Below are 14093 nucleotides of genomic sequence, written 5' to 3'. Positions count from 1 at the left end.
CAAGGGCGATTGCGCGGATCAGCTTGTCGGAGTGAAATCACGCATCGCTCACCTGCCCGCTCGCCCGAACATGAAAACTCGCATCAGCCTGATTGGCGCACCCACCGACATCGGCGCAGGTAGCCGTGGCGCTTCAATGGGCCCCGAGGCCCTGCGCGTGGCGGATATCGGACCGATGCTGCAGCGCCACGGCCTCGACGTCGAAGACCGCGGCAATATCGCCGGCCCGAAGAATCCTTGGCTGCCGCCGGTTGAGGGCTATCGTCACCTCGACGAAGTCGTCGCATGGAACCGCGCCGTGCACGACGCGATCTATGGCGAACTTCAACGCGACCGGCTACCGATCATGCTCGGCGGTGACCACTGCCTCGCGATCGGCTCGATCAGCGCCGTCGCCCGTCGCTGCCGTGAGACGGGCCGCAAGCTACGCATCCTGTGGCTGGACGCTCACGCCGACTTCAACACCAGCGAGATCACGCCGAGTGGAAACATCCACGGCATGCCGGTGGCTTGCCTGTGCGGGCTCGGGCCGAAAGCCTTGATCGAGATCGGTGGTCAGACGCCCGCGATTGAGCCGGATTGCATTCGGCAAATCGGAATCCGGAGTGTCGACGAAGGTGAAAAACGCCTCGTGCACACCAAGAACCTCGAGGTCTTCGACATGCGCTTCATCGACGAAGCCGGCATGCGCGCAGCGATGGAACTCGCCCTGGACGATCTGGACCCCGACACCCACCTGCACGTGAGCTTCGACGTCGACTTCCTCGATCCGGAAATCGCCCCCGGCGTTGGCACAACAGTTCGCGGCGGCCCCACCTACCGCGAAGCACAACTGTGCATGGAAATGATCGCCGACACCGGCATGCTGGGATCCCTCGACGTCGTCGAACTCAACCCCGCCCTCGACCGCCAGAATCAGACGGCGCTACTCGCCGTGGACCTGATCGAAAGCCTCTTCGGCAAGTCGACCTTGATGCGCAAACCGAGACGCTGAGGCGGTTCGATGGCTGCAAAAGCAAAACGCCAACATATTGTCGGCGTTTTTTTTCATGTCCATCAGCAGTTAACCGCGAGGCTGACCTCGGCGCAGATGATGTCAAAGGCGAGCGGGCGTCAGTCGAAACTATCGCAATCGGCTAGCGCACTACCCTGCTGGTCCTTCCCCGAAAGCGAGGGCTCAAGGCCGTCGAGTGGCCATTGAACACCCACGGTCGGATCATTCCACTTCAAACAGCGCTCATGCGCCGGCGCGTAGTAGTCCGTGGTCTTGTAAAGAAAATCGGCTGAGTCCGACAGCACCACGAAACCGTGCGCAAAGCCTGGCGGAATCCACAACTGTCGGTGGTTGTCTTCGCTCAGCTCGACGCCGACCCATTTACCAAAGTTCGGCGAGGATCTGCGCATATCCACCGCCACGTCAAACACGCGGCCTCGCGGAACCCGTACCAGCTTGCCCTGCGGCTGCTGCAGCTGGTAGTGCAGACCGCGCAGTACTCCTCGCGTCGAGCGTGAGTGATTGTCCTGCACGAATTGCACGTCGAGCCCGGTGGCTTCACGGAACGTGTTCGCGTTAAAGCTCTCCATGAAGAAACCGCGCGAATCGCCGAATACCGTCGGTTCTAGGATCAGCACATCGGGGAGTGCAGTAGCGGTCACCTGCATCAGAACACCTTGTCTTCAAGAATTCGGGATAGGTATTGGCCGTAGCCACTTTTCCCGAGTGGCTTCGCAAGGGCGGCCAGTTGAGCGTTATCGATCCACTTCTGCCGCCAGACAATTTCCTCAGGACAACAGATCTTCAGGCCCTGGCGTTTCTCTAGCGTCTGGATGAACTGACCTGCCTCGATCAGACTATCGTGCGTGCCGGTATCGAGCCAAGCGTCACCGCGCCCCATCACCTGTACATCCATCTGCCCCTTTTCGAGGTAAATCCTGTTCAGGTCTGTAATCTCAAGCTCGCCTCGTGGCGAGGGCTTGAGGTTACGCGCGAACTCGACGACCTGCTGGTCGTAGAAATAGAGGCCCGTCACCGCGTAGCGACTCTTCGGTGCCTTGGGCTTCTCCTCAAGGCTTATTGCATGGCCGTCAGCGTCAAATTCCACTACCCCGTAGCGTTCCGGATCGTGCACCGGGTAGGCGAACACGGTTGCGCCAGTTGTTCGCGCGTCCGCAGCTTCCAGTCGGCGCTGGAGGTCGTGCCCGTAAAATATGTTGTCGCCGAGGACGAGCGCTGAGGGCGAATCCCCAACGAAATCGGCGCCGATAATGAAGGCTTGGGCCAGGCCATCGGGGCTTGGTTGCACCGCGTAGCTGATCTCGATACCCCACTGCTTGCCGTCGCCGAGTAGCTGTTCGAAGCGCGGCGTATCCTGTGGTGTCGAGATGATCAGAATCTCCCGGATACCCGCGAGCAGCAGTGCGCAGAGCGGGTAGTAGATCATCGGCTTGTCATACACCGGCATCAGTTGCTTGCTGACCGCCAAGGTCACCGGATGCAATCGGGTGCCGGAACCTCCGGCGAGGATGATGCCCTTGCGTTGCGTCATGACGACTCCTCGATACTGTTACGCGCGATGATTTCGGACTCTTAGGCCCGTTGAATGTGTGGCAAGCTCACTTGCCCAAGATCTCGACGAGCATGCGTTCTACGCCCGTTTTCCAGTCAGGCAGGGTCAGCTTGAATGTGTCCTGCAATTTTGTTGTGGAAAGACGGGAGTTGAGCGGCCGCTTTGCCGGAGTCGGAAAACTCGTCGTCGGAACCGGCGCAATCTCATTTACCGCGAGTACTTCCCCCGCACGACGGGCAAACTCGATGACGAAGCTCGCGTAGCCGTGCCAGGACGTTTCTCCGGCAGCGACAAGGTGGTACAGACCGCACAGATCCGGCCGCGCCTGCACCGTGCGAATCGCATGGGCCGTCACGTCGGCCAGCAGATCAGCGCCCGTCGGGGCGCCGATCTGGTCGTCGATGATGGTCAAACGCTCACGCTCGCGCGCCAGCTTCAGCATCGTCTTGGCGAAATTGCCGCCGCGTGCGGCGTACACCCAACTCGTGCGGAAGATCAGGTGGCGACAACCGCTTTGCTGGATCAGTTGCTCGCCTTCGAGCTTAGTAGCCCCATAAACACTCAGTGGAGCCGTGGCTGCTGACTCGTCGCGGGGTGTGTCACCACTACCGTCGAAAACATAGTCGGTGGAGTAATGCACCAGCAGTGCTCCCGTCGCTGCGGCCTCCCGCGCCAGCACGCCCGGCGCAAGCGCGTTGATGGTGCGCGCCAAATCGGATTCGCTCTCGGCTTTATCTACAGCGGTATGCGCTGCGGCATTGACGATCACATCCGGCGCCACGGCCCGGACGGTCGCAGCCAAACCGTCCAGATTCGTGAAGTCGCCGCAGTAATCGGCGCAGTCAAAGTCGACCGCGACAATCGAACCAAGCGGCGCCAGTGCCCGCTGCAGTTCCCAACCGACTTGCCCACCCCTTCCGAGCAGCAGGATCTTCATCATGCCCCCGCGCGGTCGCCGTAGTTCTTCGCAACCCAGTCGCGGTAGGCACCGCTCAGCACGTTCTGAACCCAGCCTTGGTTGTCGAGGTACCACTGAACTGTCTTACGAATGCCTGTCTCGAAGGTCTCTGCCGGCTTCCAACCAAGGTCGCGCTCGATCTTGCGGGCATCGATCGCGTAGCGGCGGTCGTGACCAGGGCGGTCAGTCACATAGGTGATCAGACGCGCATAACTACCCTCGGGGCTGGGCTTAAGTTCGTCGAGCAGCGCGATGATCGTTTTCACGATATCGATGTTCGGCTTCTCATTCCAACCGCCCACGTTGTAGACCTCGCCCACCTTGCCCTTGGCGAGGATCGTGCGGATCGCGCTACAGTGGTCGGTGACGTAGAGCCAGTCACGGATCTGCTGACCGTCACCGTAGATCGGGAGTGGCTTCCCGGCCAACGCATTGGCGATCATCAGCGGAATCAACTTCTCGGGGAAGTGATACGGGCCGTAGTTGTTCGAGCAATTGCTGGTCGTAACCGGCAGCCCATACGTGTGATGCCATGCCCGCACCAAGTGATCACTAGCGGCCTTGCTTGCCGAATAGGGGCTGTTCGGCTCGTAGGTGTTGGTCTCGGTGAAGGGCGGATCATTCGGGCCGAGCGAGCCGTAGACCTCGTCGGTCGAAACATGATGGAAGCGGAAGTTCGCCTTCGCTTCGCCTTCGAGCCCGTTCCAGTAAGCACGCGCGGCCTCGAGCAAGGTGAACGTGCCGTCAACGTTGGTGCGCACGAACTCACCGGGACCGTGAATCGAGCGGTCCACATGAGACTCGGCGGCAAAATGCACGATCGCCCGCGGCTTGTACGTCGAAAACAGCGAATCGATCAGCGCGCGATCGCAGATGTCGCCCTGCACGAAGGTGTGACGATCGTCGCTTTCCAGTGACTTCAGCGTTTCGAGGTTACCTGCGTAAGTAAGCTTATCCAGATTGACGACGGACTCACCGGTCGATGCAATCCAGTCAAGGACAAAATTACCGCCTATAAAGCCGGCGCCGCCGGTTACGAGAATGGTCATCAGGACTCCAACAGACATTAAGATCGGGGCTACGCTGTGCGTCAGCAGCGCGATCACTGGTTAGGGACAATCGGCCGCGATTTTACCTTGGCGCAGCTTGGTTGCCGTGCCGCACGCCAAACACGGAGACAGTTCGGGCCTAAGCTATGTATGCGAGGTTGTATCCAGTCCGTGCCTGTGAGGTCGGCCAAATGTCCATCACCCCCATGTTTGGTTGATTGGCCCCGGAATAATCCAGCGGCGCATTGGCGGCTACGAGGTGACCATAGCGCATTCTGGCAATACGGCCCTGCAGTGTCCTCTCGGGCGGTGGCGCGTAAGCGAGCGGACCGCTTTGCCTGCACTCAGAGGGCTTTCCCTCGTACGCCGCAGCGCCAAGAATATGGCGCTACTAAGGAGATTTTGCAGGGAGGCTTTAGCGCGTTGGCTGGAGTCCCGCCTGCACCTCCATATGGCGCGTCGGATCCGACCTCTCATTTCAAAGTAGGCTTTTCGTTTCGGGTTCAGCGGTGCTTCGTTGAGGATGCAGACGGCGCTTAATCGACAGCAGTTGGATCGCGCTCAATCATGTCGATGTCGAGGCAGGACGTGATGTGTTCCGAGTCGCGCCGCGGATACGACGGGGGGACCCGGCACCAAAAGGGACCGATATATCCTCCCAACTAAGCGCGCACCTCACTGGCTGACGATCACGAATAGCGGGCCGTCCGCCTCTTTGATTGAAACTGTGTTCACCGCACCAGCGTAGCCAGGGCTCACAGCATCGCCGTTCCAACGGCGAATGGCACTCGTCGCGGCCGGTAGGGATACGTCCACGGTCTGGCCCACGGTGTCCGACCATATTGCAAACACTCTGTCCGCCGCCCCATCCCAGCGAAGCGCATGAACACCGGGGGGAACATCGAGCACAGGGCCTTTGAACGCCCTGCCCGATTGAGCCGAAAACAACGTCTTCAATCCCGAAAAACTGGGTTTCTCCTCGCCTGGGTACGTAAGCAGACCAAAATTTGCCTCTCTGTCGAGTGGCCCAGTGATGCCATCAACCAAGTTGTAGAGGTTCAGAAACGGAATCGCCAAACCCAAATCCGTGAGCACCCGGCGCAACACCAGAACTGCTTGGCGATTTCTCGCGGCTGGCGCATTTCCGTCCCCATATTTACTCGCGTCGAAATCGCCGTACGAAGAGTATCCCCACTCAGTATCCCAAATTGGCTTATTCATACCCAAAGAAGCAAGGGAAGCCTTCAATGGATAGAGCGAGTTGGCGAAATTTTCCGGCGCTGGTTTGCTGTACGGGTGTACGGAAAAGGCGTCCACTAAGTTTTCAGGCACGGCAGAAGCCACTTTGATCGAGTAATTCATATCGACGCCTGCTGTGCTGCCAACGATCACTCTGGCATTTGGGTCTGCGGCACGAATTGCAGTTGAAGCGCTTGAAGCCAGCTTTGCGTAGGCAATCGGATCAGGATTCGACCAGAAAGATTTCAGATTTGGCTCGTTCCAGATTTCAAAACCGACGACGTTCTTTCCCTTAAAGTTGGATGCGGTTGCTGCCGCGAAGGCGGAAAAAGCCGCCCGATCCGCATCCGAGATTGGAGCACCTCCCCCATGGTCAGGATGGCCGTAGGCGAGGATCCAAAGAACCGACATTCCCCTCGAGCTGAGGTTCTCCGCGTACTTCGTGTATCTTGAGAAATCGTAGATTCCTGCCTTCTCGATGTTTGCCCAAGTCAGATCTCGACGTACTACCGTGATTCCGATGGATTTAGCCTTTTCGACAGAGATGAGGTCATCGGACGAAACGTTAACGGACATTCTTCCAACGTAACTTTGGGGAAAGCTCCCCGGGGCCGTTGCAGCTGTGGCATTTAGTGTGAAATTGAATGTGCCAGCATCGACAAGCGCAATATTGTCGAACTCGGCCAATCCCGCAGGCTGCAATTCCGCAAAGTCACCAACGCCAATTCCAATGGCTTTGATTGGCGGATGCAGAACCCCGTCATTCGCACCACCATAGTGATTCGACGAGCTAGCGATCGGTAGGATGACTCTCCTCCAGTTTTCGCCAGAAGGCCGTTCGATGTTGCGCGCGTTGGGGTGAAATTGCAGCGTTTGGCCGGTACTGTCCTGCACTCGAGTGAGCAACACTGCGACACCTTGCGGATTGCGAACGTCGAAGGCCAGCGCAGGATTGACACCGGCAGAAACGCTGACTGGAGAACTCAAAGTGTTTGTCATTTGAACGTAAGCACCGCAAGCTTGTGTGCCGCGTGGGGCTACGTTCAGGACCCCGCAGCCTAAGTCGTAGTCGACACGTGCCGCAGCGCCACCGCCAGAGCCAACCGTTTGGGTCATCGAACCAACAGCCCCAGGATATTCCGTACCGAGGGAGAATTTCCAGGCGGTAACTACATCCGGTGCGGCATCAAACGCGGCTATCGTCGTCCCGATGGGCTGCGACACCGTTACGTCCTGCAATGGCAGGGATCGGAAATCAGTGCTTGCAGGGTAAGTCTGCGTCTTGCCGTCATTCGTGTCCGACGAGCCCGAATAGCCAAGAGCCGCATCAGGCATGAATTCCGGCTGAGGTGAGGTTGTGTCGGCCCCTTGATCGACACTTCCTTCAAGCGGATCGGGGGCGCAGCCCTGACTATTGGCCCCAGTTCGTAGGCAGCCATTCTCAGGAACCGCAGCGGACGTCGGCGTAGGGAATTTACCTGAATGGGGCACGTCGTCCCCAACTCCTCCACAACCGGACAAGCCGACGCCTAGGGTCAATGTGATTCCATATATTGCGGCCAATACGACTGACTTCATCACGCGTGCTCCGTGGGCTCGATAGTCTGTATTGAGGACTACGTCAATATCCTTCACGGCTGAAGTCATCAATAGAGATTTAGAGACTCGCCTACGCGTGATTTCTTCTTTTACCTACAGCGTCAATGAAGCCCGATTTTGGTGCAAGCGCGATAGCAGTGCCGGCCTGCCACCAACGCAGAAAAAAAGAGCCGGCGAAAGGCCGGCTCTCTGGCACTAGATCGGTCGGGACTAGGTTCACGCCCGCGCGTCACCCCAGCGCAACAGGCAACGATCGTCACCGACGTACATCGTTTCACCCTTTCGATCGACGCAATACTGTGGAGACGCGATCATCTCCTCAAAGATCATATCTTCGCCGAGGCGCGTGTACTCGAAGAGCACACTACGGATCACCTTTGATCCGTGGCGCAGGTGACTGCCGTGACCGATCCAGGCTGGGCCGATGACGCTGCAACCTGGTTCTATCTTTACCCCGGAACCGATGTAAACCGGCCCCACGATCTGAACACTATCCCAAGCAATCGAGGTGTTAAGCCCAACCCACACGCCTGGCGCGACTTCCTTGCCGGGCATATCCATCTGAGCAACTTCACCGCGCAATACGCGCATCAGCACAGAGTAGTAGTCAGAAACGCGACCGATGTCGATCCAGTTGAAGAACCGCTTCTGTGCGAAGAACGGCAACCCCTTCTCAGCCAAGAGCGGGAACAACTGACTACCGATATCGAATTCGGTATCAGGCGGAATGAGATCAAGGACTTCCGGCTCGAAGATGTAGATGCCGGTCGACGCCGCCGTCGACTTGGCCTCTTCGGGCTTGGGCTTTTCCTGGAATGACGTCACGCGTCCGGTTTCATCGGTCACGACGATCCCGTAGTTCTTCGTCTCTTCGCGAGGTACGTCCAGCGTGATCACGCTGGCGATTGCGCCCTTAGTCTTATGCTCGAATAGCGCGGCCTTGATATCGAGATCAACGATTGCGTCGCCGCACAGCACGATGAACGTGTCATCGAAGAAGCCGCCGAAATCCTGAATCTTGCGCATGCCGCCTGCAGAACCGACCGGCTTGCACACCACCTCACCGTTTTCGCGCACACCCTCGTACGAGTAGCCGAGTTCGACGCCAAAGCGGCGGCCATCCCCGAAGTAGTTCTCGATCTTCCAGTGCATGAAGGCAACGTTGACCATGATCTCCTTCACGCCGTAGAGCGCGAGGTGATCGATCAAGTACTCCATCACGGGCTTGCCGAGAATCGGCACCATCGGTTTCGGCGTGTGCTTCGTCAAGGGTCTTACGCGCGTGCCCTGTCCGGCAGCAAGGATCAATGCCTTGGCCATCTTTCTCTCCTTGAGTTTGTTATGTAGCTGACCGGTAAGTACCGTGTCAGCCGTACCAACTACCTAAGAAATCCAATCACTGCCGCGGCACAAGGTTGCGCAGCCGCGTCAGTCCCTCGCTCACCAAGTGTTCGGCTCGCTCCTGAGTAGCTGCCTCAGCGTAGCAACGCAACTCTGGAGCATTCCCCGATGGACGAAGATGGAAGATCTCTCCACTGCGCAACGTAACGCGCAAACCGTCGGTTTCGTCCTGCGAAGCAATCTCGCCACACAGGCTGCCGAACAACTCGCCAAATGCCGCGGCTGACGAGGCGAAACGAGCAATCAGCGTGCCACTCAACGCCGTAGGGAATGACTGGATCCGGTCGCTTGCTGTGAACCGGCTAGGCAGGCCGAGCGACACGGCGGACACCTTCACGCCCTGCTCGCGCGCCATCATCAGCACGCATAGGATCGGTAGCACGGCGTCACGGGTCATCAATGGAGCGAGACGTCGCCCTTCGCGCTCGATCGACGAGCCAACAAGGAAACCGCCGTTCGGCTCGAAGCCCACTACCGGCGATATCCCGGCAGCGAGTTGTCGCTCAATCCCCTCAATCACGTACGGCGAACCTATCCGTGTCCGCGACACACTTGCGAATGCCCCACACTTTTCAACCGCAGTGTTCGAACTGACCGTCGTCACGACGCCCTTTGCCCGGAGATACTGGGCGCAAAGAATGCCGACCACGTCGCCTCGGAACCAGTTGCCGTTCTCGTCGCCGACCAGAGGACGATCCGCATCGCCGTCGGTCGACACGATGGCATCGAACCGATGCTCTGCTGCCCAGCGACGTGCTTGTTCAACATCAGCGCGGCTCACAGCCTCGGTGTCGATCGGCACGAACTCGTCGGTCCGGCCCAGCGAAACCACTTCAGCACCAAGAAGTTCAAGGATGCGGCGGAGCACATCGCGAGCCAAGCTCGAATGTTCATAGAAGCCGAGGCGCATTCCCGCCAGACTCTGCGCAGGGAAGAAATCCAGATAACGCGCCACGTAGGCATCGAAGGCGCTGCGGTTGGCTGCAGGCAAAGGCGTAGTGCTCGAACTCCCCATCTCGACGACTGCCGCGCTGATTCTTGCCTCGTCCGTCTTGGTGATCTCGCCCTCGGCACGATAAAACTTGATGCCGTTCCGATCGAAGGGAATGTGGCTCCCTGTCACCATGATGCCCGGCATGCCGCGCATCTGTGCGTGGTACGCCAACGCGGGCGTTGGCACCGTGCCACAAAAGTCCGTTTCAAGGCGCGCATGCTCAATCGCTGCCGCACACGCGGCGGCAATTTCGGGACTGCTCGGCCGCAGATCCATCGCAAGCGCAACCTTGCCCTCGAACGCCTTAATCGCTTCGAGGAAAGCGCTCGTATACGCAAAGCACACGTCGCTGCTCATGTCCGCCACCAGGCCTCTCGCCCCGCTGGTGCCAAAGCGCACGCCGCGTTCATTCTGAATCGCTGCGATCGATATCGTCTTTTTAGTTTCAGTCATGGCCTTCTCCGCCTTTCAGCCTGTAATCAAGATGGCCAGTCGCCCCTCGCGGGGCGCAGGCTCATCCGTATTCCCAACGTTAGGGACGGCCAATCGGCAGGTAGGTCAGCCCGGCGGCGCGAGGCATTGCCGGGTCGTACAGGTTGCGACCATCGAAGACCACGGGGCTGCGCAAAACCGCTTTGATGCGCGCAAAGTCCGGGCTACGGAATTCCTTCCACTCCGTGACAATCACTAACGCATCGGCCCCTTCAAGCGCATCCATCGGATTCCGTGCGTAAGCGAGCCGCGGCTCGTCACCAAAGATCCGCTTCGTCTCGGCCATCGCGACCGGGTCATACGCGCTCACGGTAGCGCCACGCTTGAATAGCTCTTCAATGACTACACGGCTCGTTGCCTCGCGCATGTCGTCAGTATTCGGCTTGAACGCTAAGCCCCACACAGCGAAACGCTTGCCGCTCAGGTCTTCGCCAAACTGTTTGACCACCTTGTCGACCAGTACCAGCTTCTGCGCGTCGTTCGCCGCTTCCACTGCGTTCAGCACCTTCAAGTCCTGGCCCGCGTCGGCGCCGCTCTTGATGAGAGCCTTTACATCTTTCGGGAAGCACGATCCACCGTAACCACAGCCAGCGTAGAGGAAGTGGTAGCCGATCCGCGGATCGGAGCCGATCCCCTGCCGCACCAATTCAATATCCGCACCCAGCTTTTCAGCCAACAGGGCCAGTTCGTTCATGAACGAGATCCGCGTCGCCAGCATTGCGTTTGCTGCATACTTCGTCAGCTCGGCAGAGCGCACATCCATCACTACAAGCTTGTCGTGATTGCGCTGAAACGGTGCATACAGAGCGCGCATCATGTAGATCGCGCGCTCGTCTTCAGCACCGACAACGATGCGGTCAGGTTTCATGAAATCCTCAACCGCCGCGCCCTCTTTCAAGAACTCGGGGTTTGAAACCACCGAGTACTCAAGATCAAGCCCGCGCTTTGCCAACTCGTCCGCCACTGCAGCGCGTACCTTGTCTGCCGTGCCAACAGGCACCGTACTCTTGTCGATAATGACCTTGTAGTCAGTCATCAAACGGCCGATGTTGCGGGCCGCCGCCAGCACGTATTTCAAATCCGCCGAACCGTCTTCGTCCGGCGGAGTGCCCACTGCAATGAACTGGATCGTGCCGAAACGAACCGCTTCTTCTACGTCAGTCGTGAAGTGCAGGCGGCCCGCCGCCACATTGCGCTCGACGACCTTGTCCAATCCCGGTTCGTGGATCGGGATGCCGCCGTCTTTCAGAATCTTGATCTTGTTCGGGTCGAGATCCAGGCAGAGAACGTCATTGCCCATTTCTGCAAGGCAGGCTCCGGACACCAGGCCAACATAACCCGTTCCGACAACAGTGATTTTCATAGTTGCTTACTCCACAGAGCTTGAATAATTTGGGGCGTCAAGACACGAATCGACGTCACGCTGCTGCGCGATCCCGACTCTCAGGCGTCGTAGGGTCGGCCGTTGGCGTCGTGTCGCTGCCGCGAAACGCACGCCATTCGCGATCCACAATCGTTTTGAGTTGATGGCGGAAGCTCCGCGGCGAGAATCGCTCGGCGTTCATTCGGCACGCCGCGGCGCTGAAACCGGGCCCGGCTTCGTACTGCGCAACCGCGGCCTGGATAGCAGGCACGGTCTGCTCGCTGAAAAACAAGCCCGTATCGCGCTCGCCATGCCCTTCCGCGCGCACCGTCTCAAGCGCACCGCCTTTTCCGAACGCGATAACCGGTGTTCCGCACGCCTGAGCTTCCACCGGTGTAATGCCGAAGTCTTCTTCCGCGGCAAACACAAAAGCTTTCGCGCGCTGCATGTAATCGACCATCACCTCGGTCGACTGGTACCCCAGCAAGGTCACATTAGGCGCGTTGGCCGCAGCAGCCTTGGCTTTCTCGAATTCTGGCCCTTCGCCGATAACAAAGAGTCGCTTGTCTGGCATACCCGCAAAGGCTTCCACAATCAGCGGAATCTTCTTGTACGGCACCATGCGAGAAGCCGTGAAATAGAAGTCTTCCTTCTGCTCACGAAGCGTGAACCGATCAACATCAACTGGCGGAAAGATCACCTCGGCGCTACGGCGGTAGACCTTCTTGATACGGCGGGCGATGAAATGCGAGTTCGCAATAAACGCGTCGACGCCATTCGCGGTTCGCATATCCCATATCCGCATGTAGTGCATGATTGCGCGGGCTACGAGGCTCTTGAAACCTTTCGTCAGGTTCGCCTCTTTAAGGTACTGATGCTGAAGATCCCAGGCATAACGAATCGGCGAATGCACATAGCTCACATGCAGTTGGTCCGGTCCGGTCAGCACGCCCTTCGCCACCGCATGGCTAGACGAGAGCACCACGTCGTACGCCGACAGATCCAGTTGCTCCATCGCGATCGGCATCAAAGGCAGATAGGCACGGTAGCGCTTTTCCGCTTTTGGCAAACGCTGAATGAAACTCGTAGTCGCGCGCTTTCCCTTCACGAAGAAACGCTTGTCGTCAGGCAGAAAATCCACCACGGAGAACAGATCTGCATCCGGCCAGATCTCAAACATCTGCTCCAGAACCTTCTCGGCGCCGGCATACACCGTCAGCCAGTCATGAACAATCGCCACCTTCATGCTTGCGCCTCCGCTAGCGTTCCCGCCGGTACGTATTTCGGCACCAGCGCCAGCATGCGCTCAGTGCGCCGCTCGTACGTCTGCTCACGCGCCACGTCCAACCTTTGCTCCAAGGCAGGCACCTCGCCACGCAAAGCAGCCTCGACCCCGGCAATAAAGTCGTCGTGGCTGCGTGCCAGGTGCGCCACGTGACCATACGCCTGCAATGCATGGAGGTCGGTGGCCACCACCGGACGCCCCGCTGCCAGATACTCAAAGAACTTCATCGGAAACATGCCGCGCGTGTACTCGTTCAGCATGCTCGGCAGTATTGCCACATCAAACCCCTTGAGGTACGCCGGCAAGGTGTCGTACGCGCGGGGGCCAACAAAATGGATGTTCGGCAAATTCTGCAAACTGGAAACATCTGTCCAGGGATCGCCCTCGCCCACTTTTCCGATCATTACGATCGACCAGTCCGGATGGCATTCCGCCATCTTCCTCAATAGCTCAAAGTCGACCTTGTAGCCGCTGATCGCGCCAATGAACCCGATCTTTTTCCCCGGTAGCGCAGCCAAATCGTCTGGCACCGCAGTTGACGCCTCGCGAGCCTTCTCGAAATGAGCAAAGTCGGCCACATTCGGGAAATAGTGAGTATTCGAATTGATTGCTCGTCGTGTTTCCAGAAGATGCTCGGCCGTAACGAAGCACACGTCGGCGTGTGCCGTCAGCTCAAGCTCCGCGCGCTCGATCTCCTCCGACGGCATTCCCGGCTGGGCCTTGATCTCGTCCACACAGTGATACACGCGGCAGGCGAACTGTTCATCACGAAACAGGCGCGTGGTCATCGGGTTGTAGGTCCAGAACAACTCCGGCTTCAAACCCAGTCGCCACATCCAGAAGCGCAGGCCCCAGTCGAGCAGGCGGCGGTTAAGCCCGCGCACCCATGCATAACGCTGGAATGGAATGACGAACGGCGACCAAACCCAAATCCGCTCCCGCACCGGTTGCGGCGGACGCACCGCCTTCTTCAGCCGATTGGCAATCCGTCGAAAGTCCTGCGCGCTGGCAGACGGGCGTCGCAACCCCAGCGAGTCAATGTAAAGCAACCGGTGCCCGCGCCGGGCCAACTCCACGGCAACGTGCTGCTTATTGGTCCAGAAAGGATTGTCCCAATCCGCGGTCGAGAGCAACACTACGTCCATA

11 protein-coding genes are annotated in these 14093 nt (G+C 58.7%); 1 reads left to right on the top strand and 10 read right to left on the bottom strand.

Features of this window, described 5'->3' with window-relative positions; genetic code table 11:
* Positions 1-70 precede the first annotated feature (70 nt).
* On the top strand, positions 71-994 hold the full coding sequence (gene rocF, locus JY500_RS10690) for an arginase (protein WP_206256343.1): 924 nt from the start codon (positions 71-73) through the stop codon (positions 992-994).
* A 119-nt stretch (positions 995-1113) separates the two neighbouring features.
* On the opposite strand, the gene rfbC is transcribed toward rocF, so the two are convergent.
* From rfbC to JY500_RS10640, 10 genes are all read right to left on the bottom strand, one after another.
* Positions 1114-1662, bottom strand: a complete 549-nt coding sequence (rfbC, locus tag JY500_RS10685; RefSeq protein ID WP_206256342.1) for a dTDP-4-dehydrorhamnose 3,5-epimerase — start codon at positions 1660-1662, stop codon at positions 1114-1116.
* Positions 1662-2546 (bottom strand): glucose-1-phosphate thymidylyltransferase RfbA, encoded by an 885-nt coding sequence (gene rfbA / locus JY500_RS10680; protein ID WP_206256341.1) that lies wholly within the window; start codon positions 2544-2546, stop codon positions 1662-1664. Before rfbA ends, rfbC begins: the two co-directional genes overlap by 1 nt.
* Positions 2547-2613: 67 nt before the next feature.
* Positions 2614-3504: a dTDP-4-dehydrorhamnose reductase gene (rfbD, locus tag JY500_RS10675; RefSeq protein WP_206256340.1), complete on the bottom strand. Its 891-nt coding sequence runs from the start codon at positions 3502-3504 to the stop codon at positions 2614-2616.
* Positions 3504-4574, bottom strand: coding sequence for a dTDP-glucose 4,6-dehydratase (gene rfbB, locus JY500_RS10670; RefSeq protein WP_206256339.1), 1071 nt, complete (start codon positions 4572-4574; stop codon positions 3504-3506). Before rfbB ends, rfbD begins: the two co-directional genes overlap by 1 nt.
* Before the next feature lie 675 nt (positions 4575-5249).
* Positions 5250-7391 carry a cellulase family glycosylhydrolase gene (locus tag JY500_RS10665; RefSeq protein WP_206256338.1) on the bottom strand — a complete coding sequence of 714 codons (2142 nt, stop codon included), beginning with the start codon at positions 7389-7391 and terminating at the stop codon, positions 5250-5252.
* 237 nt (positions 7392-7628) lie between these two features.
* On the bottom strand, positions 7629-8732 hold the full coding sequence (locus tag JY500_RS10660) for a nucleotidyltransferase family protein (RefSeq protein ID WP_206256337.1): 1104 nt from the start codon (positions 8730-8732) through the stop codon (positions 7629-7631).
* Positions 8733-8808: 76 nt separating this feature from the next.
* Positions 8809-10260 carry a phosphomannomutase gene (locus JY500_RS10655; RefSeq protein WP_206256336.1) on the bottom strand — a complete coding sequence of 484 codons (1452 nt, stop codon included), beginning with the start codon at positions 10258-10260 and terminating at the stop codon, positions 8809-8811.
* Between the two features lie 79 nt (positions 10261-10339).
* A complete protein-coding gene (locus tag JY500_RS10650; RefSeq protein ID WP_206256335.1) occupies positions 10340-11662 on the bottom strand; it encodes a UDP-glucose dehydrogenase family protein in 1323 nt (440 codons plus the stop codon).
* 55 nt (positions 11663-11717) lie between these two features.
* Complete coding sequence (locus tag JY500_RS10645; protein ID WP_206256334.1) at positions 11718-12908, bottom strand: glycosyltransferase family 4 protein; 1191 nt, start codon at positions 12906-12908, stop codon at positions 11718-11720.
* Positions 12905-14092 carry a glycosyltransferase gene (locus JY500_RS10640; protein WP_206256333.1) on the bottom strand — a complete coding sequence of 396 codons (1188 nt, stop codon included), beginning with the start codon at positions 14090-14092 and terminating at the stop codon, positions 12905-12907. Before JY500_RS10640 ends, JY500_RS10645 begins: the two co-directional genes overlap by 4 nt.
* Position 14093 lies beyond the last annotated feature (1 nt).

It is taken from the genome of Niveibacterium microcysteis, assembly GCF_017161445.1.
In the GTDB taxonomy this organism is placed as follows: domain Bacteria; phylum Pseudomonadota; class Gammaproteobacteria; order Burkholderiales; family Rhodocyclaceae; genus Niveibacterium; species Niveibacterium microcysteis.
The sequence above is the reverse complement of the archived record's forward strand: the minus strand, read 5'-3'. Positions and strand labels throughout refer to the sequence as shown.

What these genes read in the sequence shown, in the direction of transcription:
- JY500_RS10645 (WP_206256334.1), bottom strand. Translation starts at nt 12,908, where the DNA reads ATGAAGGTGGCGATTGTTCATGACTGGCTGACGGTGTATGCCGGCGCC.
- JY500_RS10640 (WP_206256333.1), bottom strand. Translation starts at nt 14,092, where the DNA reads ATGGACGTAGTGTTGCTCTCGACCGCGGATTGGGACAATCCTTTCTGG.
- rocF (WP_206256343.1), top strand. Translation starts at nt 71, where the DNA reads ATGAAAACTCGCATCAGCCTGATTGGCGCACCCACCGACATCGGCGCA.
- JY500_RS10655 (WP_206256336.1), bottom strand. Translation starts at nt 10,260, where the DNA reads ATGACTGAAACTAAAAAGACGATATCGATCGCAGCGATTCAGAATGAA.
- rfbD (WP_206256340.1), bottom strand. Translation starts at nt 3,504, where the DNA reads ATGAAGATCCTGCTGCTCGGAAGGGGTGGGCAAGTCGGTTGGGAACTG.
- JY500_RS10660 (WP_206256337.1), bottom strand. Translation starts at nt 8,732, where the DNA reads ATGGCCAAGGCATTGATCCTTGCTGCCGGACAGGGCACGCGCGTAAGA.
- rfbA (WP_206256341.1), bottom strand. Translation starts at nt 2,546, where the DNA reads ATGACGCAACGCAAGGGCATCATCCTCGCCGGAGGTTCCGGCACCCGA.
- JY500_RS10650 (WP_206256335.1), bottom strand. Translation starts at nt 11,662, where the DNA reads ATGAAAATCACTGTTGTCGGAACGGGTTATGTTGGCCTGGTGTCCGGA.
- rfbC (WP_206256342.1), bottom strand. Translation starts at nt 1,662, where the DNA reads ATGCAGGTGACCGCTACTGCACTCCCCGATGTGCTGATCCTAGAACCG.
- rfbB (WP_206256339.1), bottom strand. Translation starts at nt 4,574, where the DNA reads ATGACCATTCTCGTAACCGGCGGCGCCGGCTTTATAGGCGGTAATTTT.
- JY500_RS10665 (WP_206256338.1), bottom strand. Translation starts at nt 7,391, where the DNA reads ATGAAGTCAGTCGTATTGGCCGCAATATATGGAATCACATTGACCCTA.